This is a genomic window from Streptomyces sp. G45, from assembly GCF_049542095.1.
Taxonomy (GTDB): Bacteria; Actinomycetota; Actinomycetes; order Streptomycetales; family Streptomycetaceae; genus Streptomyces.
The window spans coordinates 7075362-7100899 of sequence record NZ_JBMUZU010000001.1 but is presented as its reverse complement, the minus strand read 5'-3'; the positions used below and the strand labels follow the sequence as shown (position 1 = coordinate 7100899).

The following is a 25538-nucleotide window of genomic DNA, read 5'->3' as shown; positions in this document are numbered from 1 at the left end:
CCCCTGGGCCCCCGTTCATTGCCGCTTCGCGGCTCGTCCTCAAACGCCGGACGGGCTCAAAGCTTCGCTGGAGGTCGCGTGAGTACCCCCTATCCCTTCACCGCCGTCGTCGGGCAGGACGACCTGCGGCTCGCCCTGCTGCTCAACGCGGTCAGTCCCGCCGTGGGCGGTGTGCTGGTGCGCGGTGAGAAGGGGACCGCCAAGTCCACCGCCGTGCGGGCGCTTTCCGCGCTGCTTCCGGACGTGGACGTCGTCGCCGGGTGCCGGTTCTCGTGCGCGCCGGGCGCGCCCGACCCGGGCTGCCCGGACGGGCCGCACGAGGCCGGGGGCGGGGTCGCCCGGGCCGCTCGCATGGTCGAGCTGCCCGTCGGCGCGTCCGAGGACCGGCTGGTGGGCGCCCTCGACATCGAGCGGGCCCTGGCGGAGGGCGTCAAGGCCTTCGAGCCGGGTCTGCTCGCCGACGCGCACCGCGGGATCCTCTACGTCGACGAGGTCAACCTGCTCCACGACCACCTCGTCGACCTGCTCCTGGACGCCGCCGCCATGGGCGCCTCGTACGTCGAGCGCGAAGGCGTCTCCGTGCGGCACGCCGCGCGCTTCCTGCTCGTCGGCACCATGAACCCCGAGGAGGGCGAGCTGCGGCCGCAGCTGCTCGACCGGTTCGGCCTGACCGTGGAGGTGGCCGCCTCGCGCGAGCCCGACCAGCGCGTGGAGGTCGTCAAGCGGCGACTCGCGTACGACGACGACCCGGAGGCCTTCGTGGCGCGCTGGGCCGCGGAGGAGCGGGCCCTGCGGGAGCGGATCGTGGCGGCGCGGGAGCTGCTGCCCCGGGTCCGGCTCGGCGACGGGGCGCTCCGGCAGATCGCGGCGACCTGCGCGGCCTTCGAGGTCGACGGGATGCGGGCCGACATCGTGATGGCCCGCACGGCCACCGCGCTCGCCGCCTGGGCGGGACGCGAGGACGTGCTCGCCGAGGACGTGCGGCAGGCCGCGCTGCTCGCGCTGCCGCACCGGCGCCGCCGCAACCCCTTCGACGCGCCCGGCCTGGACGAGGACAAGCTCGACGAGACCCTGGAGGAGTTCGGCGACGACACCCCCGAGTCCCCTGAGTCCCCGAGTCCCCGGGGTCCGGGGAGGGCGACGGCGACGGTGACGACGACGGCCCGGGCGGCGGTGGCGGCGGCCTGCCCCGCAGGCCCCCGGCCCGGACGCCCCGCAGTCCCCCGGCACGCCCCCGCGGGAGGAGACCGCCGACGGCCCGCCCCCCGTGGCCCCCGGCGCCCCCGAGCAGCAGCCCGTGCGGGCCGGTGAGCCGTTCCGCACCAAGGTGCTGAGCGTGCCGGGGCTCGGCGAGGGCGCGGCCGGGCGGCGCTCGCGGGCCCGCACCGAGCACGGCCGCACGACCGGCGCCCGGCGGCCCCAAGGGGCGCTCACCAAGCTGCACCTGGCGGCGACGGTCCTCGCGGCGGCGCCGCACCAGCGGGCGCGCGGCCGGTCCGGGACCGGGCTCGTCGTACGCCGTGACGACCTGCGGCAGGCGACGCGGGAGGGGCGCGAGGGCAACCTGGTGCTGTTCGTCGTGGACGCCTCCGGCTCGATGGCGGCGCGGCGGCGCATGGGCGCCGTCAAGGGCGCCGTCCTGTCGCTGCTGCTCGACGCCTACCAGCGGCGCGACAAGGTGGGCCTGGTGACGTTCCGCGGCACGGCCGCGGAGGTCGCGCTGCCGCCGACGTCGTCGGTGGACGCCGCCGCCGCGCGCCTGGAGTCGCTGCCGACGGGCGGCCGGACGCCGCTCGCGGCCGGGCTGCTGAAGGCCCACGAGGTGCTGCGCGTGGAGCGGCTGCGGGACCCGGCGCGGCGGCCCCTGGTCGTCGTGGTGACGGACGGGCGCGCGACCGGCGGTGTGGAGCCGGTGGCGCGGGCCGCGCGGGCGGCCGGGCTGTTCGCCGCCGAGGGGTACGCGTCCGTGGTCGTCGACTGCGAGGCGGGGCCGGTGCGGCTCGGGCTCGCGGGGAAGCTCGCCGGTGAGCTGGGCGGGACCGCGGTGACGTTGGACGAGCTGCGGGCGGACTCCATCGCCGGGCTCGTACGGGATGTTCAGGGTGACCACAGGAGGGCCGCGTAATGCCGCAGGGACAGCCGAGTGTCGTACCGGACGACGGACTGACGACCCGTCAGCGCCGGAACCGGCCGCTGGTGCTGGTGCACACGGGCGTCGGCAAGGGCAAGTCCACCGCCGCGTTCGGGCTCGCGCTGCGGGCCTGGAACCAGGGCTGGCCGATCGGGGTGTTCCAGTTCGTGAAGTCGGCCAAGTGGAAGGTCGGCGAGGAGAACGCGCTGCGGGTGCTCGGCGCCAGCGGGCAGGGCGGCACCGTCGACTGGCACAAGATGGGCGAGGGCTGGTCCTGGGTGCAGCGGGACGGCCAGCTGGACAACGAGGAGAAGGCCCGCGAGGGCTGGGCGCAGGTCAAGCGCGACCTGGCCGCCGAGACCTACCGGCTGTACGTCCTCGACGAGTTCGCCTACCCCCTGCACTGGGGGTGGATCGACGTCGAGGAGGTCGTGGCGGTCCTCAAGGAGCGGCCCGGGACGCAGCACGTGGTGATCACCGGCAGGAACGCGCCGGACGCGCTTGTCGAGTACGCCGACCTCGTCACCGACATGTCCAAGGTCAAGCACCCGATGGACGCCGGTCAGAAGGGTCAGCGGGGCATCGAGTGGTAGCGCGCGTCGTCATCGCGGCGCCGTCGTCCGGCAGCGGCAAGACGACGGTCGCGACCGGGCTCATGGCCGCGTTCACGGAGGCCGGGCTCGCCGTGTCCCCGCACAAGGTGGGGCCCGACTACATCGACCCCGGCTACCACGCCCTGGCCACGGGGCGGCCGGGCCGCAACCTGGACGCCTATCTGTGCGGGCCCGACCTGATCGGCCCGCTGTTCGCGCACGGCGCCGCCGGGTGCGACCTCGCCGTCGTCGAGGGCGTGATGGGCCTGTACGACGGGGCGGCCGGGCAGGGCGAGCTGGCGTCCACCGCGCACGTGGCGAAGCTCCTCGGCGCGCCGGTGGTCCTCGTGGTGGACGGCTCGTCGCAGTCCCGGTCCGTGGCCGCGCTCGTGCACGGCTTCGCCTCGTGGGACCCCGAGGTCCGGGTCGGCGGGGTCATCCTCAACAAGGTGGGCTCCGACCGGCACGAGGAGCTGCTGCGCGAGGCCCTTGACTCCTCCGGGGTGCCGGTGCTCGGCGCGCTGCGGCGGGCTCCGCAGGTGCGGGCGCCGTCGCGGCACCTGGGTCTTGTGCCGGTCGCCGAGCGGCGGGCCGAGGCCGTCGCCTCCGTGGCGGCGCTGGCCGCGCAGGTGCGGGAGGGGTGCGACCTGGAGGCGGTGCTGGCGCTGGCGCGGAGCGCGGGGGCCTGGGCGGGGGCGGCGTGGGATCCCTGCCGGGAGGCCTCCGTGCCCGCCCCTTCCCGCGCCCAGGAGGCTCCGCGCCCTGATCGGCCTTCGGCCTCGTCCGCACACGCCGGGCGGGCCGAAGCCCCTGTCGTCGCGCTCGCGGGCGGGGCCGCGTTCTCGTTCTCGTACGCCGAGCACGCCGAGCTGCTGGCCGCCGCCGGGGCCGAGGTCGTACCGTTCGATCCGCTGCACGACGAGGAACTGCCGCCCGGTACGCGCGGGTTGGTCATCGGGGGCGGGTTCCCCGAGGTGTACGCGCCGGAGCTGTCCGCCAACGAGCCGCTGCGGAAGGCCGTGGCCGGGCTGGCGACCGGTGGGGCGCCGGTGGCGGCCGAGTGCGCGGGGCTGCTGTATCTGGCGCGGGAGCTGGACGGCAAGCCGATGTGCGGGGTGCTCGACGTGACGGCGCGGATGACGGAGCGGCTGACGCTCGGGTACCGGGACGCCGTGGCCGTGTCCGACAGCGCGCTCGCGGTGGCGGGGACCCGGATGCGCGGGCACGAGTTCCACCGCACGGCCGTCGAACCGGGCGCGGGGGCCGCGCCCGCCTGGGGGCTGCGCGCCCCCGTACGGCGCGTCGAGGGCTTCGTACAGGACGGCGTGCACGCGAGCTATCTGCACACGCACTGGGCCGCCGAGCCCGGGATCGCGCGCCGGTTCGTGGCGAGGTGCGCGGCCGGATGAGCGGCGGCAGCGGTCCGGGCTCACTCGGACAGGCCCACCACCAGCCAGATGAAGCCCGCCCCGGCGATGGTGCACAGCAGCGTCGAGCGCGCCGGGTGGTCGTGGTGGGCCTCGGGCAGGATCTCGGCGGCGGCGAGGTAGAGCAGCGCGCCGCCGAAGAAGCCGAGATAGCCGCCGAGCAGTTGCTCCGGAATGGTGAACAGCAGCGTCGACGCGGCGCCCACCACGGGGGCCGCGGCGTCCGCGAACAGCATGGCGAGGGCCCGGCGGCGGGCGTTCCCGTACAGGCGCGTGATCGTGTACGTGTTGAAGCCGTCCGCGAAGTCATGGGCGATGACGGCGAGCGCCACGGCCACGCCCATGCCGCCGCCCACCTGGAACGCGGCGCCGATCGCGACGCCGTCCATGGCGCTGTGCCCGACCATCGCGGCCGCCGCCGTCAGGCCCACCTCGGGCGTGCGGCCGCCGTGCCCGTCCGCCCCGTGCGCGGCCTGGCGCAGCGCCAGGAGCCGCTCCACGACGTGCGCGAACAGGAAGCCCGCGACGGTCAGGAGCAGCGCCGCGGGCACCCCGAACACCGGGCCGCCCGCCGCCTCCAGGGCCTCCGGCAGCAGGTCGAGGCCGACCACGCCCAGCATCAGCCCGCCCGCGAGCCCCAGGACCAGATGCCGCCGGTCGGTGACGCGCCCGGCCGTCCAGCCGCCGAGCAGGGTCATCACGAACGCGCCGAGCGCCACGAACACCGCCATGCGCCCTTGCTAGCCGATCGCTCCCGCAAGCGCTAACCGAACCACCGAGAGGACCCCGTCATGGTTGACGCCCCAGCCGCCCCCGCCGCCGCGCCCGCCGGGCGGTGACGCGGTGACCCGCCCGCTGGTGGTGGGCGTCGGGGCCTGCGCGGACGCCGACGCCGACGAGGTCGCGGACCTGATCGCGGCGGCCCTGCGCGACGCCGGTCTCCTTTCCTGCTGCGTACGGGAGTTGGCGACCGTCGAGGGGAAGCGGCACGAGCCGGGGATCGTGGCGGCGGCCGCCCGGCTCGGCGTGCCGCTGGTGGCGTACGGGGCCGACGCGCTGGCCCGCGTGGAGGTGCCGCACCCCTCCGCGACGCCGCTCGCCGCCTTCGGGACGCCGTCCGTCGCGGAGGCCGCGGCGCTGGTGCGCGGGGGTGAACTCCTCGTACCCAAGCGGAAGTCGGAGCCCGGGGGCGGCCGCCCGGCGCGGGCCACGTGCGCGGTGGCACGGCTGCCGGACGCCGAGGACCGCCCCGGACACGACCTCCCCCACTGCCACCCTCACGCACACGAACACGGGAACCATGCACCTGCGCACTGACAACGAGGTGGACCTGCGGCACCACGGGGACGTGGAGGTGCGGGGCGGTACGGGCCTCGTGGACCTCGCCGTCAACGTCCGCTCCGACACGCCGCCCGCGTGGCTGAAGGAGCACATCGCCGCCTCCCTCGACGGGCTCGCCGCCTACCCGGACGGGCGTCCGGCGCGTGCCGCCGTGGCCGCGCGGCACGGTCTGCCGCCGGAGCGGGTGCTGCTGACGGCGGGCGCCGCCGAGGCGTTCGTGCTGCTCGCGCGGGCGCTGCCGGTGCGGCGGCCGGTGGTCGTGCATCCGCAGTTCACGGAGCCGGAGGCCGCGCTGCGGGACGCCGGGCACGAGGTGGGGCGGGTGCTGCTGCGGGCCAAGGACGGGTTCCGGCTCGACCCCGCGGCGGTGCCGGAGGACGCCGACCTGGTGGTCGTCGGCAACCCCACGAACCCGACGTCCGTGCTGCACCCGGCGGCCGCCCTCGCCCGGCTCGCCCGGCCCGGGCGGTTCCTCGTGGTGGACGAGGCGTTCATGGACGCGGTGCCCGGCGAGCGCGAGGCCCTGGCGGGCCGCACGGACGTGCCGGGCCTGGTGGTGCTGCGCAGCCTGACCAAGACCTGGGGCCTCGCCGGGCTGCGCATCGGGTACGTCCTGTCCGACCCGGACACGATCGCCGCCCTCTCCCGGGCCCAGCCCCTGTGGCCGGTGTCGTCCCCGGCGCTCGCGGCGGCACAGGCGTGCGTGGCGCCGCGGGCGCTCGCGGAGGCGGGGCACGTCGCCCACCGGGTGGCCGTGGACCGGCGGCACCTCGTGGCGGCGCTCGCCGCCCTGCCGGGCGTCGAGGTGGCGGGGCCCGCGGAGGGCCCCTTCGTGCTGGTCCGGATCGCCGGGGCGGCCGGGGTCCGCGAGCGGCTGCGGGAGCGGGGGTTCGCGGTGCGGCGCGGCGACACGTTCCCCGGCCTGGGGCCGGACTGGCTACGGCTCGCGGTCCGCGACCGCCCCACGACGGACGCCGTCGTCACGGCCCTGGCCGACCTCCTGCACCCCTGACGCTCCGCGAGCCGCCGACGGCGAGGGGCGCCCACCTCGCAGGAGACGGTCACGGGCGGGCGGGTGGGAGAGGGGTACCCCGCAGCCAGCCGCAGGCGTCAGCCGCGGCGGCGGTAGGCGACGAGCCCGCCTCCGGCCAGCAGGAGGGCGACGGCGCCCCCGGCGACGTACGGCGTGGCGGAACTCCCCCCGGTCTCCGCGAGGTTGTCCTCCTTCGGGGGCGCCGCCTCGGCCTTCGCCGCGACCGGTTCCTCCCGCTCCCCCTGCGGCTTCGGCTCCGGCTTGGGCTGCGGCTTGGCCCCCGGGCCAGCGGACGGCGTCGTGCACTCGGCCCCCGCCAGGGTCACCGTGCCCTTCACGGCGGCCACCCCCAGCTTCAGCGGATCGACGGTGACGGCGAGCCGCAGGGCGGTCGCGGCGGCCGTACGGGACGTGGTGCGCGTCGACGACAGGTCGAGGCGCACGTCGCCGACGCCGGGCACGGACACCTGGGTGGTGCCCGCGGACCGCACGCTCACCTTCTTGCCGAGGACGGTGACGCTCCCGAGGAAGCGGGACTCGGCGACGGGCCGCGCGCCCGCCGCGCACACGGCCTTGGAGGTGATCTGGTCGAGTTCGACGAGGGGCAGCAGCGGCAGGCCCGGCAGGTGCACCTTGGCGCGGGCGATGTTGCTGTAGCCCTGGGCGGTGCCGCCCTTGACGGTGGCGCGGGCGGTGGCGACGTCGGCGCGCAGCACGCTGAACGGCCGTCCGCCGTCGACGCCGTCCAGCTTGGCGGTGAGGGCGGTCCGCTCGGCGCTCGCGGGCGCGCTCACCTCGTTCAGGGAGACGTTGAGGGGCAGCCGCACGGTCTTGCCGAGCAGGGAGACGTCGAGGCCGGTGCGGAGCACGACGGCGCTCGCCCGGCCGCCGCGGTGGTCGTCCGTCGCGTGGGCGGGACCGGCCCCGGCGAGCGCCGCGGACCCGGCGGCGAACACGGTGGCGGTGGCGAGCGCGCCGATGCGGCGGCACACGGGCAGTCGACGGAAGGCGTTGCTGGTCACTGTGGTGGAACCCTCACATGAGTCACGAAGGCGCCGCCGGCGCACGCCACAGGGGGACAGCGCGTGCGCACGGCGCCACTGATGCCGGGGGCGCCGGGCGGCGCCGCCGACCCCGGAATCTTTACGCACGGAGAGTGAACGGGCAGCAACCTGGCGTGAGTTCACCCCAATGGGAGACTTCCGCCCTCACATTCGAATCCGCGGGCACGGGCGTTCCCCGGAGCCCCGCGCACCCCACCCGCCGGTGCGCCAGGCGCACCGGCGGTCGACAAAGCGAGAAACGACGTACAACGAGCCGGTCCCCGGCGCGTCACGACCTGTCAACTCATCGACAGTGCGGGGGCGCGGGAGGCGGGGCGGTCAGCCCAGCACCCGCCCGTTCACCACGACCCGCCGCGGAGCGGTCAGCACCCGTACGTCCGCCCGCGGATCCGCCTCGTACACGACGAGGTCCCCCGGCGCGCCCTCGACGAGGCCGGGGCGGCCGAGCCAGTCCCGCGCGCCCCAGGTCGCCGCGGACAGCGCGTCCCGCACCGGGATGCCCGCCTTGACCAGCTCGGCGACCTCCGCGCCGACGAGGCCGTGGGCGAGGGAGCCCCCGGCGTCGGTCCCGGCGTACACCGGCACTCCGGCGTCGTACGCCGCCCGGACCGTGTCGTAGCGCCGGGCGTGCAGGCGGCGCATGTGCGCGGACCAGCGGGGAACTTCTTCTCGCCGCCGTCCGCGAGCTGCGGGAACGTGGCGATGTTCACCAGGGTCGGCACGATCGCCACGCCGTTCTCGGCGAACAGCGGGATGGTGTCCTCGGTGAGTCCCGTGGCGTGCTCGACGCAGTCGATGCCCGCCTCGACGAGGTCGCGCAGCGAGTCCTCGGCGAAGCAGTGCGCGGTGACGCGGGCGCCGAGCCGGTGGGCCTCGGCGATGGCCGCCTCGACGGCGCCGCGCGGCCAGCACGCGGCGAGGTCGCCCGCCTCGCGGTCGATCCAGTCGCCGACGAGCTTGACCCAGCCGTCGCCGCGCCGGGCCTCCCGGGCGACGTACGCGACCAGGTCCTCGGGCTCGATCTCGTGGGCGTAGTTGCGGATGTAGCGGCGGGTGCGGGCGATGTGGCGGCCCGCGCGGATGATCTTCGGCAGGTCGTCGCGGTCGTCGATCCAGCGGGTGTCGGACGGCGAACCCGCGTCGCGCAGCAGCAGCGCGCCCGCGTCGCGGTCGGTGAGGGCCTGCTTCTCCGCCTCCTCGGCGGGGACCGGGCCGTGCGCGTCGAGCCCGACGTGGCAGTGGGCGTCGACCAGGCCGGGCAGCACCCAGCCGTCCACGGTGACCGCGTCCCCGGCGGTCCCCGCGGTGGGCCGCTGGAACGTCACCCGCCCGCCGACCACCCACATCTCGTCCCGTACGTCCTCGGGCCCGACGAGCACCCGCCCCTTCACGTGCAGCACCGCGTGATCGCTCATGACAGCAGCTTAGGAGGCGAGGGACCTGTCCGGGACGGCCCGGGGCCTGGGTACGCTCGGGGCCATGGCTCACCCCTTCCTTGACCTGCCCCCGCTGACCGCCGCGCACTTCGCCTCCATCGAGGACCGCGTGGCCCGGCTCCTGGACACCGAGCAGGACGTCGTGATCACGCAGGGCGAGGCGCTGCTTCCGCTGGAGGGCTGCATCCGCGGCGCCGCGCGGCCCGGCACGACGGCGCTCAACGTGATCACCGGCCCGTACGGGCAGACCTTCGGGAACTGGCTGCGGGACTGCGGCGCGGCGGTCGTCGACCTGGCCGTGCCGTTCCACACGGCGGTCACCGCCGCGCAGGTCGAGCAGGCCTTCGCCGAGCACCCCGGGATCGACTTCGTGTCCCTGGTGCACGCCGAGGCGGCGACGGGCAACACCAATCCGGTCGCGGAGATCGGCGAGGTCGTACGGGCGCACGGCGCGCTGTTCATGCTCGACGCCGTCGCGTCCGTGGCCGCGGAGCCGCTGCTGCCGGACGCGTGGGGCGTAGACCTGTGCGTGATCGGCGCGCAGAAGGCGATGGGCGGTCCCGCCGGGGTGTCCGCGGTGTCGGTGAGCGAGCGCGCCTGGCAGCGGATGGCCGCGAACCCGCGGGCGCCGCGCCGCTCGTACCTGTCCCTCCTGGACTGGAAGGAGCGGTGGATCGACGGCGGCCGCCGGGCGCTGCTGCACGCGCCCGCGCAGCTGGAGATGCTCGCCCTCGAGGCGTGCGTGGAGCGGATCGAGTCCGAGGGCCTCGACGCGCTCATGGCGCGGCACGCGACCGCCGCGGCGGCGACGCGGGCGGGCGCGGTCGCCCTGGGCGGCGGGCTCGAACCGTATGTGTACGAGGCCCGGGACGCCGCGCCGGTCGCCACGACCCTGCGGGCGCCGCGGGGCGTGGACGCCTCCGAGCTGGTCGCCAAGGCGCTGGCGGCCGATCCGGCGCTTCCGCTTGTCGCTGGCGGGGGCGCCCTGGCCGGGGAGATGATCCGGGTCAACCACTACGGGCCGGACGCCACGCGGGGTGTGGTGCACGGGGTGCTGGCGGCGCTCGGAGCCGCGATGGGCGAGGCCGGGCTCGCCGTGGATCTGGAGGGGGCGCGGCGCGCGGTGACTGCCGCCTGGGGGTAGTCCCCCCGGGGCCGCGGCCCCGGGCCCCGCGCTCGGCTGGGGCTGCGCCCCTCTCCCCCGCCTCTTTGGCGCTTCGCGCCTCGTCCTCAAACGCCGGACGGGCTTGATCTCGCGCCGCGCGCTCGTACCTGAACGCCGGATGGGCTTGGTCGGCCCGTCCGGCATTCTTTTTTCTGGATTATCCGGGTGCTTTCCTCAATTCTTTATGAGAGCAGCTTCCCGTATTCTTCTGCCCGCTTTCCCGAGGGCTAAACACTAAGGTTTCGCCACCGCCAAACACCGTAATCCGGACACGTCTCAGCGGGATTACGAGGCTGTGACGCACTCCACATCGCGCCCTTTTTGCGTGCAATGCGGCGGACATACCCGTACAAACAACCGACGGCTCGTGCGGGCGTGCGCGCCTGCGCGATAACACATCGGGCAGCGCCACGTAACCCCTTCCCCCGATGCAATCCCAGAAATTGCTCGGTAAATTCAATCCGCATGACCGCTGCACAAGCCGATCTACCGACCGACCTGCACGCGCAATTCCTGGAAATGCCCGAGGGGCTGCGGCTGGACACCCCGGGTGTCGCCGACGGGGCCTCGATCTGGCGGATCGCCCGGGACTCCAAGGTCCTCGACCTGAACTCGTCGTACAGCTATCTGCTGTGGTGTCGTGACTTCGCCGCCACCTCCGCCGTGGCCCGCGACGCCGACGGTCAGGTCGCCGGGTTCGTCACCGGCTACGTACGGCCCGACCGGCCGCACACCCTGGTGGTCTGGCAGCTGGCGGTCGACCATGGACACCGGGGCCGCGGTCTCGCCGGGGCCCTGGTCGACGGGCTGGTCGCCAAGGCCGCCGCCGGGCGCGAGCTGACCACCCTGGAGACGACGATCACGCCGGACAACGGCGCGTCGGAGCGGGTGTTCACCTCCTTCGCGCGGCGGCACGGCGCGAGCGTCGAGCGCACGGTCCTGTTCGACGCGGGTGTCTTCCCGCAGGACGACGGCGGCCACGAACCGGAAGTCCTGTACACCATCGGGCCGTTGCCGCGCGTCTGAGCCCGCCCGCTTCCCCCGCCACCCCTCTCCCCCTGCTCACCCCTCCTCACCTCCCACGCCTTTCCTCTCCCAGGAGACCCGCTGTGACCATCACCCAGCCCGACCTGAGCGTCTTCGAGACCCTGGAGTCGGAGGTGCGCAGCTACTGCCGCGGTTGGCCCACCGTCTTCGACCGCGCGCAGGGCAGCCGCATGTACGACGAGGACGGCCACGAGTACCTCGACTTCTTCGCCGGAGCCGGATCCCTCAACTACGGGCACAACAACCCCGTCCTGAAGCGGGCGCTGCTCGACTACCTGGAGCGCGACGGCGTCACCCACGGCCTCGACATGTCGACGACGGCCAAGCGCGCCTTCCTGGAGTCGTTCCAGAACCTGGTGCTGCGCCCGCGCGACCTGCCGTACAAGGTCATGTTCCCGGGCCCGACCGGCACCAACGCCGTGGAGTCCGCGCTGAAGCTGGCCCGCAAGGTCAAGGGCCGCGAGGCGATCGTGTCGTTCACCAACGCCTTCCACGGCATGTCGCTCGGCTCGCTCGCCGTCACCGGCAACGCCTTCAAGCGCGCGGGCGCGGGCATCCCGCTGGTGCACGGCACGCCCATGCCGTTCGACCACTACCTGGACGGCCGGGTGCCCGACTTCCTGTGGTTCGAGCGGCTGCTCGAAGACCAGGGCTCGGGCCTCAACAAGCCCGCCGCCGTGATCGTGGAGACCGTGCAGGGCGAGGGCGGCATCAACGTCGCCCGCGCCGAGTGGCTGCGCGCCCTCGCGGAGCTGTGCCACCGCCAGGACATGCTGCTGATCGTCGACGACATCCAGATGGGCTGCGGCCGCACCGGTGCCTTCTTCTCCTTCGAGGAGGCGGGCATCACCCCGGACATCGTCACCGTCTCCAAGTCCATCAGCGGCTACGGACTGCCGATGGCGCTCACCCTCTTCAAGCCGGAGCTGGACGTGTGGGAGCCGGGCGAGCACAACGGCACCTTCCGCGGCAACAACCCGGCCTTCGTCACGGCCGCCGCCGCCCTGGAGACCTACTGGTCCGACGGCTCCGCGATGGAGAAGCAGACCCGCGCCCGCGGCGAGCAGGTCGAGCAGGCCCTGGTCGCGCTCGTCGACGAGCACCGCGCGGACATCGTCGAGTACCGCGGCCGCGGCCTGGTGTGGGGCGTGGAGTTCCACGACAAGGCCCGCGCGGGCGCCGTCGCCCGCCGCGCCTTCGACCTAGGCCTGCTCATCGAGACCTCCGGGCCCGAGAGCGAGGTCGTCAAGCTGCTCCCGGCCCTGACGATCTCCGCCGACGAGCTGGAGGAGGGCCTGCGCACCCTGGCCCGCGCCGTCCGCGAGACGGCCTGAACCACCCGCGCGCCACCACCGCGTACCACCACCCGCGCACCACCACCCGCGCACCACCAACGAGAAAGGCAGCAACTCACCGTGATCGTCCGTTCGTTCAAGGACATCGAGGGCACCGACCGGCATGTGAAGGCCAAGTCGGGGACCTGGGAGAGCAAGCGCATCGTCCTGGCCAAGGAGCGCGTCGGCTTCTCGCTGCACGAGACCATCCTGTACGCGGGCACGGAGACCGACATGTGGTACGCCAACCACGTGGAGGCCGTCGTCTGCACCCGGGGCGAGGCGGAGCTCACCGACCGCACCAACGGTGAGACCTACCGCATCACGCCCGGCACCATGTACCTGCTCGACGGGCACGAGAAGCACACGCTGCGGGTCAAGGAGGACTTCCACTGCCTGTGCGTGTTCAACCCGCCGGTGACGGGCCGTGAGGACCACGACGAGAACGGCGTGTACCCGCTGCTCACCGAGCCGGACCCCGCGTAGGGACAGCGACACAGCCAGCGCCGTACGAGAGAGGAGAGGCAGGCACCACCATGACCACCGCACCCGAACGCACCGCCGACCTGTACCCGACCCGGGGCGCCGAGGAAGTGCTCATCGAGCGCCAGGACCCCGTCGTGTGGTCCGCGCCGGGCACCGAAGGGCCGGTCTCCGCCGAGGAGTTGGCGGGGTTCGACCGCGACGGGTTCCTGGCGATCGACCAGCTCATCGGGGCGCAGGAAGTGGCCGAGTACCACGCCGAGCTGGAGCGCCTTGTCGGCGACCCGGCGATGCGCGCCGACGAGCGCGCCATCGTCGAGCCGCGCTCGCAGGAGATCCGCTCCATCTTCGAGGTGCACAAGGTCAGCGAGGTCTTCGCGCGCCTGGCCGCCGACCCGCGCGTCGTCGGCCGCGCCCGGCAGATCCTCGGCTCGGACGTGTACATCCACCAGTCCCGGATCAATGTGAAGCCCGGCTTCGGCGCCTCCGGCTTCTACTGGCACTCGGACTTCGAGACCTGGCACGCCGAGGACGGCCTGCCGCGCATGCGCACGGTCTCGGTGTCGATCGCGCTCACCCGCAACCACGACACCAACGGCGGGCTCATGATCATGCCGGGCTCGCACCGGACGTTCCTGGGCTGCGCGGGCGCGACGCCGAAGGACAACTACAAGAAGTCGCTCCAGATGCAGGACGCGGGCACCCCGTCCAACGAGGCGCTGACCAAGCTGGCGTCCGAACACGGCATCCGCCTGTTCACCGGCGAGGCGGGCTCGGCGACCTGGTTCGACTGCAACGCCATGCACGGCTCCGGGGACAACATCACGCCCTACCCCCGCTCGAACGTCTTCCTCGTCTTCAACAGCGTGGAGAACGCGGCGGTCGAGCCGTTCGCGGCGCCGGTGCGGCGGCCGGAGTTCATCGGGGCGCGGGACTTCACTCCGGTGCGGTGACGCGTGCGCCTTCGCTGTTGAGCGGCGTGTGAGGGGCCCGGCACCTGGGTGGGTGCCGGGCCCCTCACACGTCGTACGCCGTGGTCACAGCGTCGGGTAGTCCGTGTAGCCCTTGGCGTCGCCGCCGTAGAAGGTGGCGCGGTCGGGCTCGTTGAAGGGGCCGCCCGCCTTCAGGCGCGCCGGGAGGTCGGGGTTGGCGAGGAACAGGGTGCCGAAGGCGACGATATCGGCGGTGCCGTCCTCGACCAGGGCGAGGGCGTCGGGGCCGGTGGGGCCCTCGGTCGACGGGTTCAGGATGAACACGCCGCCGAAGCCCTCGCGCAGCGTCGAGACCAGCTCGCGTATCGGGCCGACCTCCATGACGTGCACATACGCGATGCCGAGCGCGTCCAGCTCCTTCACCAGGGCCGGGTAGGTGGTCTCCGGCTCGGGCTCGTGGATGTCGTTGAGCGTGTTGCCGGGCGAGAGGCGGATGCCGGTGCGGGCCGCGCCGATCTCGGCGACCACGGCCTTGGTGACCTCGACGGCGAAGCGGATGCGGTTCTCCGGGGAGCCGCCCCACTCGTCGGTGCGCTGGTTGGAGCCCGGCGCGAGGAACTGGTGGATCAGATAGCCGTTGGCGCCGTGCAGCTCGACGCCGTCGAAGCCCGCGTCCACCGCGTTGCGGGCCGCCGTGACGAAGTCGGCGATGGTGGCGCGCACCTCCGCGCCGGTCAGCTCGCGCGGGGTGACGAAGTCCTTCGGGCCCTCGTGCGTGTACACCTGGCCCTTCGCGGCGATCGGGGACGCGCCGACCGGGGTCAGGCCGTCGGGCAGCAGCACCGGGTGGCCGATGCGGCCGGTGTGCATCAGCTGGGCGAAGATCCTGCCGCCCTTGGCGTGCACGGCGTCGGTGACCTTGCGCCAGCCCGCGATCTGCTCGTCGCTGTGCAGGCCGGGGGTGTTCGGGTAGCCCTGGCCGACCACGGAGGGCTGCACGCCCTCGGTGATCAGCAGGCCCGCGGAGGCGCGCTGCGCGTAGTACTCGGCGACGAGGTCGGTGGGCACTCCGCCGTCGCCCGCCCGGCTGCGGGTCATCGGCGCCAGGGCGATGCGGTTGCCGAGGGAGACGCCGTGCAGGTCGATCGGGTCGAACGCGGTGGTCATGGGGACTCCAAAGCGACATGTAGTTGGTCGGCCAAGTAATTCAACCGGGAGTCACTGTAGCGCATTCCTTGGCCGACCAAGTTAACCTCGGGGGCAAGGCCGGGCCACACTGGTGGACCCGGACGGCACCATCCGATGAGCAGGAGTCCCGATGAAGGCCGACACCGCCACCCCCGCGGCCGAGCAGGCCGACCCCGCGTGTAGCGGCGAGGAGCTGCCCGGCGCGGCGCGCCGGGGTCCCGTCAGCCATCTGGTGAGCCGGGTCGCCCGGCTGCACCGGGTCGCGGCCGGGAAGCACCTCAAGGGGCTCGGCCTCTACCCCGGGCAGGAGTTCGTGATGATGCACCTGTGGGACGCGGGTGCCGTGCGGCAGTCGGAGCTGATCAAGCTCCTCGACCTGGACCCGTCCACGGTCACGAAGATGCTCCAGCGCCTTGAGCAGGCCGGGCACGTGCGGCGGCGGCCGGACCCGGACGACCGGCGGGCGGTGCTCGTGGAGCCGACCGAGGCGAGCTGCGGGCTGCTGGAGTCCGTGGAGCGGGCGTGGGGGACGCTGGAGGAGCGGACGCTCGCGGGGCTTGACGCGGGTGAGCGGCGGGAGCTTGCGCGGTTGCTCGGGCGGGTCGAGGCCAACCTGTGTGCGGATACGGCGGACTGCCCTGAGGCAGCGCTTCGCTAGCCCCTGGGCTCTGGCGGGGTTCCACCGGGTGCCCTGGGCTCGGTGGCGTTCGGCTGCGGCGACGTCGTGGCCGGTCGCGCAGTTCCCCGCGCCCCTAAGGGACACCCCGCGCACGCCTCGCGGCAAGGCGCCCGCGGCCGGGTTCCGTCGGGGCCGTGCTCGGTCGGGTGCCGCGCCATCGTGGCTTGTCGCGCAGTTCCCCGCGCCCCTTAGGGGCACCCCGCGTACGCCTTGCGGCTAGGCGCCCGCGGCGTCGTCGGGGGCGGCCTTGGGGGGGCTGGTGGTCAGGCTTGTGGTAGGGCGGCCAGTAGGCGGTCTACGTCCGCTTGTGTGTTGTAGAAGTGGAACGCGGCTCTGAGGTTGCCCTCGCGGTCGGAGACCTCTATGCCCGCGGCGCTCAGTTCGGGCTGGTGGGAGCCCAGGCCGGGGACCGAGACGATGGCGGAGCCGGGGGCGGGCACCGGCTGGTGGCCGAGGGCCGCCAGGCCGGTGCGGAAGCGGTCCGCGAGGGCCAGGTCATGGGCGCCGATCGCGGCGACGCCGAGGCGCTCGATCACGTCCAGGGAGTGCCGCGCGCCCGCGTACGCCAGCAGCGCGGGGCTCTCGTCGAACCGCCGCGCGGAGTGCGCGAGTTCCTCGACCGGGCCGTAGCAGCTGTCCCAGGGGCGCTCCCCCGCGACCCAGCCCGCGAGCAGCGGACGTACGCCGCCGAAGTCCTCGGCCTCCTCCGGTACGACGAAGAAGGCCACGCCACGCGGGCAGGTGAGCCACTTGAACGCCACCGCCGCCGCGAAGTCGGCCGCCGCCACGTGCTCGGCCAGCGGCAGCCAGCCGACGGCCTGCGACACGTCCAGGTAGACGCGCGCGCCGTGCGCACCGGCGGCCTCCCGGATCGCGGCCAGGTCGGCGACCCGCCCGTCCGCGGACTGCGCGGCGCTGACCGCGACCAGGGCCGTGCCGGGGCGCACCGACTCGGCGACCCGCTCCAGCGGCACCGCGCGCACCTTGAGGTCGCCGCGGACGTGGAAGGGGTTCACCGTCGAGCTGAAGTCGCCCTCCGCGGTGAGGACTTCGGCGCCCTCGGGCAGCGAGGAGGCGATCAGCCCGCTGTAGACGGCGACGGAGGCGCCCGCGGCGACGCGGGACACCGGCACGCCCGCGATCCGGGCGAACGCGGCGCGGGCCGCCTCCACGTCCGCGAACATGTCGGCCGGGCGGCCCGCCGCCACCGACTGGGCCGCCTCGTGCATGGCCCGTACGGCACGGGCCGGGAGCAGGCCGGTGCTCGCGCTGTTCAGATAGGTGGTGCGGGGCGAGAACTCGGAGCGTACGAAGGACTGGTCGAGGGACGGCCCGAGGAATTGCTCGGGCGTCTCGTCGAGCCGGTCGGGGCCCTGGCCGGAAGTCTCCATGGGATCACTGTGCCGTCCGGGCCGCGCGCGGTCCATCACGTATCCGTGAGGAGTACCGCTAAGCAACACTTATACCCGCCCCCGGCCAGCGCCCCGCGCGTCAGGCGCCCGGCACCGCGCAGCCGTCGGGCCCGCAGGCGTCGGCGCCGTCCGCGGAGAGGACGGTGAGCGGCGAGCGGTTCCCCCACGCCTGGGTGAGGGCCTGCTCGAAGACCTCGGCGGGCTGCGCGCCGGAGACGCCGTAGGTCCGGTCGAGGACGAAGAAGGGCACGCCGTTCGCGCCCAGCTCGGCGGCCTCGCGCTCGTCGGCGCGCACGTCGTCCGCGTACGCCGTCGGGTCGGCGAGGACCGCGCGGGCGGCGTCGGCGTCCAGGCCCGCCTCGGCGGCCAGCGCCACGAGGCGGTCGTCGCTGTCGAAGACGGACTCCTCCTCGGCGAAGTTCGCCCGGTACAGCAGGCCGATCAGCTCGTCCTGCCTGCCCTCGGCCTTCGCGAAGTGGAGCAGGCGGTGCATGTCGAAGGTGTTGCCGTGGTCACGGCCCCGGGTGCGGTACTCCAGGCCCTCCGCGCCCGCCTGCGCGCCGACGCCGTCCTCGGCGGCCTCCGCCTGGGCCTCGCTCATGCCGTACTTGCGGGTGAGCATGGTGATCACGGGGGTGGTGTCGCCCTTGGCGCGGTCCGGGTCCAGCTCGAAGGAGCGGTGCACCACCTCCACGGAGTCGCGGTGCGGGAAGCTCGCGAGGGCGCGCTCGAAGCGGGCCTTCCCCACGTAGCACCAGGGACAGGCGATGTCGCTCCAGATCTCGACGCGCATGCTGTGCACTCTCTCCAGCCTTCTCCAGGTCGTATGCGGAGACCGCCTCCGCTCCCTGGTCCAACCGCGCCCGGCGCCCGCTCATTCCCCGGCCGGGGCGAACCGGTCGGTGTTCGCCCGCACCCAGCTGCGCAGCTGGGCCAGCGGCTCCAGGGCGCCCCGGCCCAGCGGCGTCAGCGCGTACTCCACGCGCGGCGGCACCTCCGCGAAGACCTCGCGCCGCACGAGCCCGTACTCCTCAAGGCGGCGCAGGGTCTGCGTGAGGACCTTCGGGCTGACCCCCTCCAGCTTGCGGCGCAGCTCGCCGAAGCGGCGGGGCCCGTCCTCCAGGGCGGTGATCGCGAGCCCGGTCCACTTGTTGGCGAGCAGTTCGAAGACCTCCCGGCCCGGACACAGCAGCGCGTAGATGTCGTGCCGCGGCTCGACGGCCGGATTACCGCTCTGACCAGTCATGGTTCCCAGAATATAGTTGGCGCCCTTGCGGGTGATCAGGGCCCGGCTCCTACGGTGCGGCCATGAGGATCACCACGGAGAACCCCGTCCGCGTCGGCATCGTCGGCCTGTCCGCCCGCGGCGGCTGGGCCCCGCGGTCCCACCTTCCCGCGCTCCGCCGCCTCCCGGGCTACGAGCTGCTGGCCCTCGCCGCGTCGAGCCCGGAGTCGGCGCGGGCGGCGGGCGCCGCGTACGGCATTCCCCGGGCGTACGGCAGCGCGGGCGACCTCGTCGCGGACCCGGACGTCGACCTGGTCGTGGTGAGCGTGCGCGTCCCGCTGCACCGGGAGGTGATCCTGGCGGCGCTGGCCGCGGGCAAGGCGGTGTTCTCGGAGTGGCCGCTGGGCAACGGCCTCGCGGAGGCCGAGGAGCTGGCCGCGGCGGCCGAGGCGGCGGGGGTGCGGACCTTCGCGGGCCTCCAGGCGCGCACGGCGCCCGCCGTGCGGTACGTGCGGGACCTGCTCGCCGAGGGGTACGCGGGTGAGGTCCTTTCCACCAGCCTGATCGCGTCGGGGCGCCGCTGGGGCCCCTCCTTCGAGCCGGGCGCCGACTACCTCCTGGACCGGGACAACGGCGGCACCCTGCTCACCATCCCGTTCGGCCACACCGTCGACGCCCTGACCGCGGCGCTCGGCGAGTTCACCGAGGTGGCGGCGGTGACGGCGACCCGGCGGCGCACGGTGCACGAGGAGGGGACGGGGCGGGCGGCGGCCATGACCGCGCCGGACCAGCTCGCGCTGAGCGGGGTCCTGGAGTCCGGCGCGGTCGCCTCCCTGCACTTCCGGGGCGGCCTCGCGCGCGCCACCACCTTCCACTGGGAGGTCAACGGCACCGACGGCGACCTCGTCGTCACCGGCGACCACGGGCACCTCCAGCAGGCCCGCCTGACGGTGCGCGGCGCCCGCGGCGAGGAGGCCGCCGTCCGCGAACTCCCCGTTCCGGCCCGCTACTTCGACGTACCCGAACTGGACGACGTACGCGACGAGGTGCCGTACAACATCGGCGTGCAGTACGAGCGGATCCTGCGCGACCTGCGCGCGGGCACCCGCACCGTGCCGGACTTCGCGCACGCGGCCCGGCGGCAGCGGCTGCTCGACGCGATCGAGCGGTCCGCCGCCACCGGGGCGCGCGTGGCGCCGTGACGTCAGGAGCCGTCGCGCAGGCCCTTGGGCCAGTTCGGGCGGAACTCGATGTGGTCGTACGTCACCACGCAGCCCTCGCCCTGCGGGGACTGCGCGAGGAAGCCGACGAGCGCGGCGCCCGCCGCCTCCTCGTCGCCGAGCTGGAAGATGCGCACGAACGTCCACCGCTCGCCGTCGGTGGAGGCGTGGAAGGCGAACGCCGCGCCCGTGCGGCTGATCCGCAGCCAGGCGCTGGAGCCGTCCACGACGAAGGCGTTGGCGTCGTCGGAGCGGCCCCGGGTGACGACGGTGCAGATGGTCGGCAGGTCCGGGGAGCGCTCGAAGCAGAGCTTGGCCCAGTGGTGCTCGCCGACGTGGAGATAGAGCACGCCCGCGTCGAAGGCGGCGGCGAAGCCGACCGTGACGCGGGCGATGAGCTGGAAGTCGCCCTCGGGCGCGCCGAGCAGCCGGGGGGCGTCGGACGCCGGTTCGAGGGCGTCGCCGGTGGGCGGCACGAAGCGGTCCTGGCGGGGTCCGGCCCAGCCGGTGAGGACGCCGTCCTCGTAGCGCCAGTCGCCGTCGGGGCCGTACGGCCTGAGCGGGAAGGGCAGTTCGGGCAGCGTGAGGCTGCCGGTGTCCTTGGCGTTCATGCCGTCAGTGTTCCAGGCGGCCGTCGTAGCGGCGGGGCAGTCCCAGGGGATTGGCGTCGTGGAGTTCGGGCGGCAGCAGCGCCTCGGGGGTGTTCTGGTACGCGACGGGGCGCAGCCAGCGCTCGATGGCGGTGGCGCCGACCGAGGTGGACGTGGAGGTGGTCGCCGGGTAGGGGCCGCCGTGCTGCTGGGCGGGGGCGACGGCCACGCCGGTGGGCCAGCCGTTGACGAGGACGCGGCCCGCGAGCGGGGTGAGCGCGGCCAGCAGCTCGGCGCCCCGGCCGCCGCCCGCCGCCTCGTCGGCGGAGAGGTGCAGGGTGGCGGAGAGGTTGCCGGGCAGCCGGGAGAGCACGGCGGTGACCTCGTCGCCGTCGGTGTAGCGGGCGACGACGGTGACCGGTCCGAAGCACTCCTCCAGGAGCAGGTCGTGCGCGCCGTCGGCGGCCAGGCGGGCGGCGGGGACGGTGAGGAAGCCCGCCGCGACCGTGTGCGCGCCGCCCGCGCCGGGCGTCACGGGCGCGGTCACGTCGGGCAACGAGGCGCGCTCTGTGACACCGGCGAGGAAGGTGTCACGCATCCGCTGGTCGAGGAGCACGCCCGGTTCGGTGTCGCTGACGGCCGCGGTGAGGGACTTCACCAGGCGGTCGCCGCCCGCGCCCTCGGGCACCAGGACCAGGCCGGGCTTCACGCAGAACTGGCCGACGCCCAGCGTCATGGAGCCCGCGAGGCCGGTGCCGATCTCCTCGCCGCGCTCGGCGGCGGCGTCCTCGGTGACGACGACCGGGTTGAGCGAGCCGAGTTCGCCGTGGAACGGGATCGGTACGGGGCGGGCGGCCGCCGCGTCGAACAGGGCGCGCCCGCCGCGTACGGAGCCGGTGAACCCGGCGGCGGCGACCAGCGGGTGCCGGATCAGGTCCAGGCCCGCGTCGAAGCCGTGCACCAGGCCGACCACCGCCTGCGGCAGGCCGTGCTCGGCGGCGGCCCGGCGCAGCACGGACGCGACCAGCTCGGAGGTGGCCGGGTGGTCGGGGTGGGCCTTGACCACCACGGGGCAGCCCGCGGCGAGCGCGCTCGCGGTGTCGCCGCCGGGCACGGAGAACGCGAAGGGGAAGTTGGAGGCGGCGTAGACGGCGACGACGCCGAGGGGCAGCTTGTAGCGGCGCAGGTCGGGCGTGGGCGGCGTGGTGGTGGCGTCGGGGTGGTCGATGACGACGTCCAGGTACGCGCCCTCGTCGACGACGTCCGCGAAGGCCCGCAACTGGTAGCGGGTGCGGGCGAGTTCACCGGTGAGCCGGACCGGGCCGAGGGCGGTCTCCGCGTCCGCCGCCTCCACCAGGGCGGCCTCGGTGGCGCCCAGGAGGTCGGCCGCGGAGCGCAGGAAGGCGGCGCGGACCGCGCGGTCGGCGAGGGCGGGGCGGGCGGCGTGGGCGGCCGCGACGGCCCGGTCGACCTCCCGCGGCGTGGCCTCCACGGCGACCTGCTCGCGCCGCTTCCCGGTTCGGGGATCGACGCTCCAGACTGGTGCTGCTGCCACCGGGGGCTCCTCCAGGGGTTGTCGCGGACGCGCGCCGCCGTGGGCCGCCATGGGCCGCTGTGTGCCGCTTGCCTGCCGCTCGCCAAGGCCGTTCGATATGCTGAACGCGGTCTCCGTCGCTGAATCAGCGGGGGACAGTGGAGACTATTTCTCTTCGGACGTGAGGGGTCAAGGGCGATGGCTGGTGCCGAGACGGGCGGGGGCGCACAGGTCAAGTCCGCGGTGCGGACGGTGGAGTTGCTGGAGTTCTTCGCGGGCCGCCCCGGAATGCACTCGCTGGCCGATGTGCAGGAGGCCGTCGGCTACCCCAAGTCGAGCCTCTACATGCTCCTGCGCACGCTCGTGGAGCTGGGCTGGATCGAGACGGACGCGACCGGCACGCGGTACGGCATCGGGGTGCGGGCGCTGCTCGTCGGCACGTCGTACATCGACGGGGACGAGGTCGTCGCCGCGGCCCGGCCCACGCTCGACCGGCTCCAGGACGACACGACCGAGACCATCCACCTGGCCCGGCTCGACGGCACCAACGTGGTGTATCTGGCCACCCGCCAGTCCCAGCACTATCTGCGCCCCTTCACACGCGTGGGCCGCCGCCTCCCGGCGCACTCGACGTCGCTCGGCAAGGCCCTGCTGGCCACGTACACCGACGAGCAGGTGCGGGGGCTGCTGCCGGAGACGCTGCCGTCGCTGACCGAGAACACGATCACCGACCGCGAGCAGCTGATCGAGGAGCTGCGCACGGTGCGGGAGCAGGGCTTCGCCGTGGACCGCGAGGAGAACACGCTGGGCCTGCGCTGCTTCGGCGTGGCCATCCCCTACCGCACCCCGGCCAGGGACGCGATCAGCTGCTCGGTGCCGGTGGCGCGGCTCACGCCCGCGCACGAGCAGATGGTCAAGGACGCCCTGTTCGACGCCCGCGACCGGCTGACGCTCGCCACGCGGCGCCTCTGACCTCGTCCGTTCTCCGGGCGGGCCGCCTCCCCCGCGCGGCGGAGGCGGTTCGTCGGCACGCAGGAGGCCAGGGGGCCCGGCCGCGCGGGAGCGTGGAGCCATGAGCGAAGCACTCGTCCCCACCGCCGCCGCCCTCCCCGCGAGCGGCGCCCCCAGCGGGCTCCGCCGGGCGCTGCGCGCCGTCGCCGTGGCCTCCTGCCTGCCGTACCTGTCCCTGAAGGCCGCCTGGATCGCCGGGAGCCACCTCGGCATCCCCGAGGGCAGCTCCCTCCTCGACCACCGCGGCCTGATGATCGTCGCCAACTCCGTGACCGTGCTCATGGACGCCGCCGTGATCGTCCTCGCGCTGCTGCTCACCCGGCCCTGGGGGCGCCGCGTCCCGGCCTGGCTGCTCGTCCTGCCGATGTGGGCGGCCACCGGGCTGCTCGCGCCGATCATGGCCGGGTTCCCCGCGCAGCTCGCCGTGCGCGCGCTCGGCGGCTCCGTGACCACGACCGACGGGAGCGACGGCGGCCGGGCGTTCCTCGACGAGTGGGTCTTCGGAGTGGTGTACGGGGGCTTCATCCTCCAGGGACTGAGCCTCGGCCCGCTGTTCGCGCTGTACGCCCGCGACCGGTGGGGGCACCTGTGGCGGGGCCGGACGCGGGAGCTGCCCGCGCCGGGGCGCCGCGCGCGGGCCTGCGCGGTCGCGGCGGCCGTCCTCGCCCTGTACCCGGCCGCCCTGCGGCTGCTCTGGGCGGGCGGCTCCTCCCTCGGCCTCAACGACGGGCAGGAGCACACGGCCGACTTCGCGGTGCTGCGCGCGCTGGAGGCCGCCTACCTGGCGGTGGCCGTGGCGGGCGCCCTGCTGCTCGCCTTCCGTGGGGCGCCCCGGCTGCCGGTGAAGGTGCCGCTCGCCCTCGCCTGGGTGGGGTCCGGGGCGGTGGGGTGCTGGGGCGCCTGGCAGTTCCTCACCTCGCTCGGCGCTGCCGCCGACGTCACCCAGCGGCCCACGGGGGCGATGGTCCTGTCCTACGCTGTGCAGATGATCATCGGACTGCTCGTGGCCGCGGTGGGCGCGGGGCGCCTGGCGGCGGGCACGGGGCGCCTGGCGGCGGGCACGGCGGGCACGAGCCGCGCTCCGGGCGCGGTGGGTGCGGGGGGCGGCGCGGCGGGCGCGGGGCTCGGCTCGGCGGGCGCGGGGCTCGGCGCGGCGAGCGCGGGGCTCGGCACGGCGGGCGCGGGGCTCGGCACGGCGAGCGCGGGGCTCGGCACGGCGAGCGCGGGGCTCGGCACGGCGAGCGCGGGGCTCGGCACGGCGAGCGCGGGGCTCGGCACGGCGAGCGCGGGGCTCGGCACGGCGAGCGCGGGGCTCGGCACGGCGGGCGCGGGGCGGCGCGTCAGTGGGGCCGGTGGCGGTGGGGCCGGTGGCGGTGGGGGCGTGTGAGGCGGCTCGGGGCGGCCCTGTTCGGGCGGCGGGCGCGACGGCGGTGGATCCATCTGATCCTCGGCGGCGCGCTCGCCATGCCGTATGTGTTCGTGGGCTCGATCGCCTCCGGGCCGCTCTTCCACGACGACCGGCTCTTCGGCTCGTTCGCCGCCCAACTGGTCGCCTTCGCCTTCGGGTTGCCGCTCGCCGCGATCACCGCCCTGTTCCCGCTGACCCGGCCGATGTCGGTGGCGGCGGTGCGGGCCCTGTGCTCGGTGCCGGACGAGGCGCTCGCCGACGGGCCGCCGCGGAGCCGGGCGGCGCGCGGGCGGGCGGTCGCCTGGTTCACGCTGCACCTCGGCTTCGGCGGGATCATCAGCGGGATGACGCTCGCGCTGGTGCCGTTCGCGACGTTCCTGATCGCGCTGCCGGTCGCCGTGGGGCTCGCGGACTCCTGGCTGGGGTTCCCCGCCTCCCTGCACGAGCCGTGGGCACTCGCCGTGGCGCCGGTCGCGGGCGCCGTGTCGCTCGTCGCGCTCGCCGGGTGCGCGGCGGGCTCGGGCGCGCTGCTGGCGCGCTGGGCGCCGCCGCTGCTCGGGCCGACGCCCGCCGACCGGCTCGCCGAGGCCGAGCGGCGCGCCGCCGACCTCGCCGTGCGCAACCGGCTCGCCCGGGAGCTGCACGACTCGGTGGGCCACGCGCTGAGCGCCGTCACGCTCCAGGCGAGCGCCGCGCGCCGCGTCCTCGACCACGACCCGGAGTTCGTGCGCGAGGCGCTCGCCGCCATCGAGGACACCACCCGGCGCACGGTCGGCGAGCTGGACGCGGTCCTCGGCGTGCTGCGCGAGGGCGACCAGCGGGCCGCGACCACCCCGGCGCCCACCCTCGCCGCCGACCTGGACGGCCTGCTCACCCACACCCGCGCGGGCGGCCTGCGGGTGGAGGCCGCCGTCGACCTCGGCCCCGGCGGCGCCGACGCGCTGCCGCCGATGGTGTCCCGCGAGGCCTACCGCATCGTGCAGGAGTCCCTCAGCAACGCCCTCAAGCACGCGGGCCCCGGCACCACCGTGACCCTGCGCATCGCCCGCGACGCCACCGGCCTCGACCTGACCGCCGAGAACCCGCTGCCCGACGCGCCACCGCCCGGCAGTCCGCGCCCCGGCGGCGGCCACGGCCTGCGCGGCGTCGCCGAGCGGGCCAAGCTGCTCGGCGGCACCACCGAGTCCGGCGCCACGGACGGCACGTGGCGGCTGCGCGTCCGCCTCCCCCTCAAGCCGACCCCGTGACCCGACCCCGTGACCCCGCCGGGCCGACCCCGTGACCC

The 25538-nt window shown here is 74.9% G+C and carries 21 protein-coding genes and 3 pseudogenes; 15 read left to right on the top strand and 9 right to left on the bottom strand.

Annotated elements, in window-relative coordinates; all coding sequences use genetic code 11:
- Positions 1-78 precede the first annotated feature (78 nt).
- From ACOBQU_RS30095 to ACOBQU_RS30085, 3 genes and pseudogenes are all read left to right on the top strand, one after another.
- A pseudogene (locus tag ACOBQU_RS30095) lies at positions 79-2125 on the top strand (putative cobaltochelatase).
- The gene (cobO, locus tag ACOBQU_RS30090) at positions 2125-2724 is read left to right on the top strand and encodes a cob(I)yrinic acid a,c-diamide adenosyltransferase (protein WP_423631336.1); all 600 of its coding nucleotides are present in this window, start codon (positions 2125-2127) and stop codon (positions 2722-2724) included. The pseudogene ACOBQU_RS30095 and the gene cobO overlap by 1 nt, the downstream one beginning before the upstream one ends.
- The gene (locus ACOBQU_RS30085) at positions 2718-4133 is read left to right on the top strand and encodes a cobyrinate a,c-diamide synthase (protein WP_423631334.1); all 1416 of its coding nucleotides are present in this window, start codon (positions 2718-2720) and stop codon (positions 4131-4133) included. Before cobO ends, ACOBQU_RS30085 begins: the two co-directional genes overlap by 7 nt.
- 20 nt (positions 4134-4153) lie before the next feature.
- Here the strand turns inward: ACOBQU_RS30085 and ACOBQU_RS30080 are convergent, their stop codons facing one another.
- Positions 4154-4882 carry a ZIP family metal transporter gene (locus tag ACOBQU_RS30080; RefSeq protein ID WP_423631332.1) on the bottom strand — a complete coding sequence of 243 codons (729 nt, stop codon included), beginning with the start codon at positions 4880-4882 and terminating at the stop codon, positions 4154-4156.
- Between the two features lie 112 nt (positions 4883-4994).
- Between ACOBQU_RS30080 and ACOBQU_RS30075 the strand changes: the two genes are divergently transcribed.
- Both ACOBQU_RS30075 and cobC read left to right on the top strand, forming a co-directional pair.
- Positions 4995-5468, top strand: a complete 474-nt coding sequence (locus ACOBQU_RS30075) for a cobalamin biosynthesis protein (protein ID WP_423631330.1) — start codon at positions 4995-4997, stop codon at positions 5466-5468.
- Positions 5452-6504, top strand: coding sequence for an Rv2231c family pyridoxal phosphate-dependent protein CobC (cobC, locus tag ACOBQU_RS30070; protein WP_423631328.1), 1053 nt, complete (start codon positions 5452-5454; stop codon positions 6502-6504). The genes ACOBQU_RS30075 and cobC overlap by 17 nt, the downstream gene beginning before the upstream one ends.
- A gap of 98 nt (positions 6505-6602) precedes the next feature.
- Here cobC and ACOBQU_RS30065 read toward each other — a convergent pair whose 3' ends face one another.
- Entirely contained in the window at positions 6603-7547 is a 945-nt protein-coding gene (locus ACOBQU_RS30065) for an SCO1860 family LAETG-anchored protein (RefSeq protein WP_423631326.1), read from the bottom strand.
- A 360-nt stretch (positions 7548-7907) separates the two neighbouring features.
- Positions 7908-9004, bottom strand: a pseudogene (locus ACOBQU_RS30060) (amidohydrolase family protein).
- Between the two features lie 64 nt (positions 9005-9068).
- Here ACOBQU_RS30060 and ACOBQU_RS30055 point away from each other — a divergent pair.
- The 5 genes from ACOBQU_RS30055 to thpD all read left to right on the top strand — a co-directional run bounded on the left by ACOBQU_RS30055 (position 9069) and on the right by thpD (position 14007).
- Positions 9069-10169 (top strand): pyridoxal-phosphate-dependent aminotransferase family protein, encoded by a 1101-nt coding sequence (locus tag ACOBQU_RS30055; RefSeq protein WP_423631324.1) that lies wholly within the window; start codon positions 9069-9071, stop codon positions 10167-10169.
- 486 nt (positions 10170-10655) lie between these two features.
- Positions 10656-11216 (top strand): diaminobutyrate acetyltransferase, encoded by a 561-nt coding sequence (gene ectA / locus ACOBQU_RS30050; protein WP_423631323.1) that lies wholly within the window; start codon positions 10656-10658, stop codon positions 11214-11216.
- A gap of 83 nt (positions 11217-11299) precedes the next feature.
- Complete coding sequence (gene ectB, locus ACOBQU_RS30045) at positions 11300-12571, top strand: diaminobutyrate--2-oxoglutarate transaminase (RefSeq protein ID WP_423631321.1); 1272 nt, start codon at positions 11300-11302, stop codon at positions 12569-12571.
- A gap of 81 nt (positions 12572-12652) precedes the next feature.
- Positions 12653-13057, top strand: a complete 405-nt coding sequence (locus ACOBQU_RS30040; protein ID WP_423631319.1) for an ectoine synthase — start codon at positions 12653-12655, stop codon at positions 13055-13057.
- A gap of 50 nt (positions 13058-13107) precedes the next feature.
- Complete coding sequence (thpD, locus tag ACOBQU_RS30035; protein ID WP_423631317.1) at positions 13108-14007, top strand: ectoine hydroxylase; 900 nt, start codon at positions 13108-13110, stop codon at positions 14005-14007.
- An 84-nt stretch (positions 14008-14091) separates the two neighbouring features.
- Here thpD and ACOBQU_RS30030 read toward each other — a convergent pair whose 3' ends face one another.
- On the bottom strand, positions 14092-15153 hold the full coding sequence (locus tag ACOBQU_RS30030; protein WP_423631315.1) for an alkene reductase: 1062 nt from the start codon (positions 15151-15153) through the stop codon (positions 14092-14094).
- A gap of 151 nt (positions 15154-15304) precedes the next feature.
- Here ACOBQU_RS30030 and ACOBQU_RS30025 point away from each other — a divergent pair, with 151 nt between their 5' ends.
- Entirely contained in the window at positions 15305-15832 is a 528-nt protein-coding gene (locus ACOBQU_RS30025; RefSeq protein ID WP_423631313.1) for a MarR family winged helix-turn-helix transcriptional regulator, read from the top strand.
- Positions 15833-16116: 284 nt separating this feature from the next.
- Here ACOBQU_RS30025 and ACOBQU_RS30020 read toward each other — a convergent pair whose 3' ends face one another.
- From ACOBQU_RS30020 to ACOBQU_RS30010, 3 genes are all read right to left on the bottom strand, one after another.
- Entirely contained in the window at positions 16117-17280 is a 1164-nt protein-coding gene (locus ACOBQU_RS30020) for an aminotransferase class V-fold PLP-dependent enzyme (RefSeq protein WP_423631311.1), read from the bottom strand.
- A gap of 64 nt (positions 17281-17344) precedes the next feature.
- Positions 17345-18058, bottom strand: a complete 714-nt coding sequence (locus ACOBQU_RS30015; protein WP_423631309.1) for a DsbA family oxidoreductase — start codon at positions 18056-18058, stop codon at positions 17345-17347.
- Between the two features lie 81 nt (positions 18059-18139).
- The gene (locus ACOBQU_RS30010; protein ID WP_423631307.1) at positions 18140-18511 is read right to left on the bottom strand and encodes a winged helix-turn-helix transcriptional regulator; all 372 of its coding nucleotides are present in this window, start codon (positions 18509-18511) and stop codon (positions 18140-18142) included.
- 62 nt (positions 18512-18573) lie between these two features.
- On the opposite strand from ACOBQU_RS30010, the gene ACOBQU_RS30005 reads away from it, so the two are divergent.
- Positions 18574-19692, top strand: coding sequence for a Gfo/Idh/MocA family protein (locus ACOBQU_RS30005; protein WP_423631306.1), 1119 nt, complete (start codon positions 18574-18576; stop codon positions 19690-19692).
- A gap of 2 nt (positions 19693-19694) precedes the next feature.
- On the opposite strand, the gene ACOBQU_RS30000 is transcribed toward ACOBQU_RS30005, so the two are convergent.
- Positions 19695-20321, bottom strand: coding sequence for a DUF1349 domain-containing protein (locus tag ACOBQU_RS30000; protein WP_423631304.1), 627 nt, complete (start codon positions 20319-20321; stop codon positions 19695-19697).
- 4 nt (positions 20322-20325) lie between these two features.
- On the bottom strand, positions 20326-21855 hold the full coding sequence (locus tag ACOBQU_RS29995; protein ID WP_423631302.1) for an aldehyde dehydrogenase (NADP(+)): 1530 nt from the start codon (positions 21853-21855) through the stop codon (positions 20326-20328).
- A gap of 177 nt (positions 21856-22032) precedes the next feature.
- Here ACOBQU_RS29995 and ACOBQU_RS29990 point away from each other — a divergent pair, with 177 nt between their 5' ends.
- From ACOBQU_RS29990 to ACOBQU_RS29980, 3 genes and pseudogenes are all read left to right on the top strand, one after another.
- Positions 22033-22806 carry an IclR family transcriptional regulator gene (locus tag ACOBQU_RS29990; RefSeq protein WP_423631300.1) on the top strand — a complete coding sequence of 258 codons (774 nt, stop codon included), beginning with the start codon at positions 22033-22035 and terminating at the stop codon, positions 22804-22806.
- Positions 22807-22906: 100 nt separating this feature from the next.
- Positions 22907-23899, top strand: a pseudogene (locus ACOBQU_RS29985) (hypothetical protein); the annotation flags it as partial.
- 329 nt (positions 23900-24228) lie between these two features.
- On the top strand, positions 24229-25500 hold the full coding sequence (locus tag ACOBQU_RS29980; RefSeq protein ID WP_423631298.1) for a sensor histidine kinase: 1272 nt from the start codon (positions 24229-24231) through the stop codon (positions 25498-25500).
- The last annotated feature ends 38 nt before the right edge of the window (positions 25501-25538 follow it).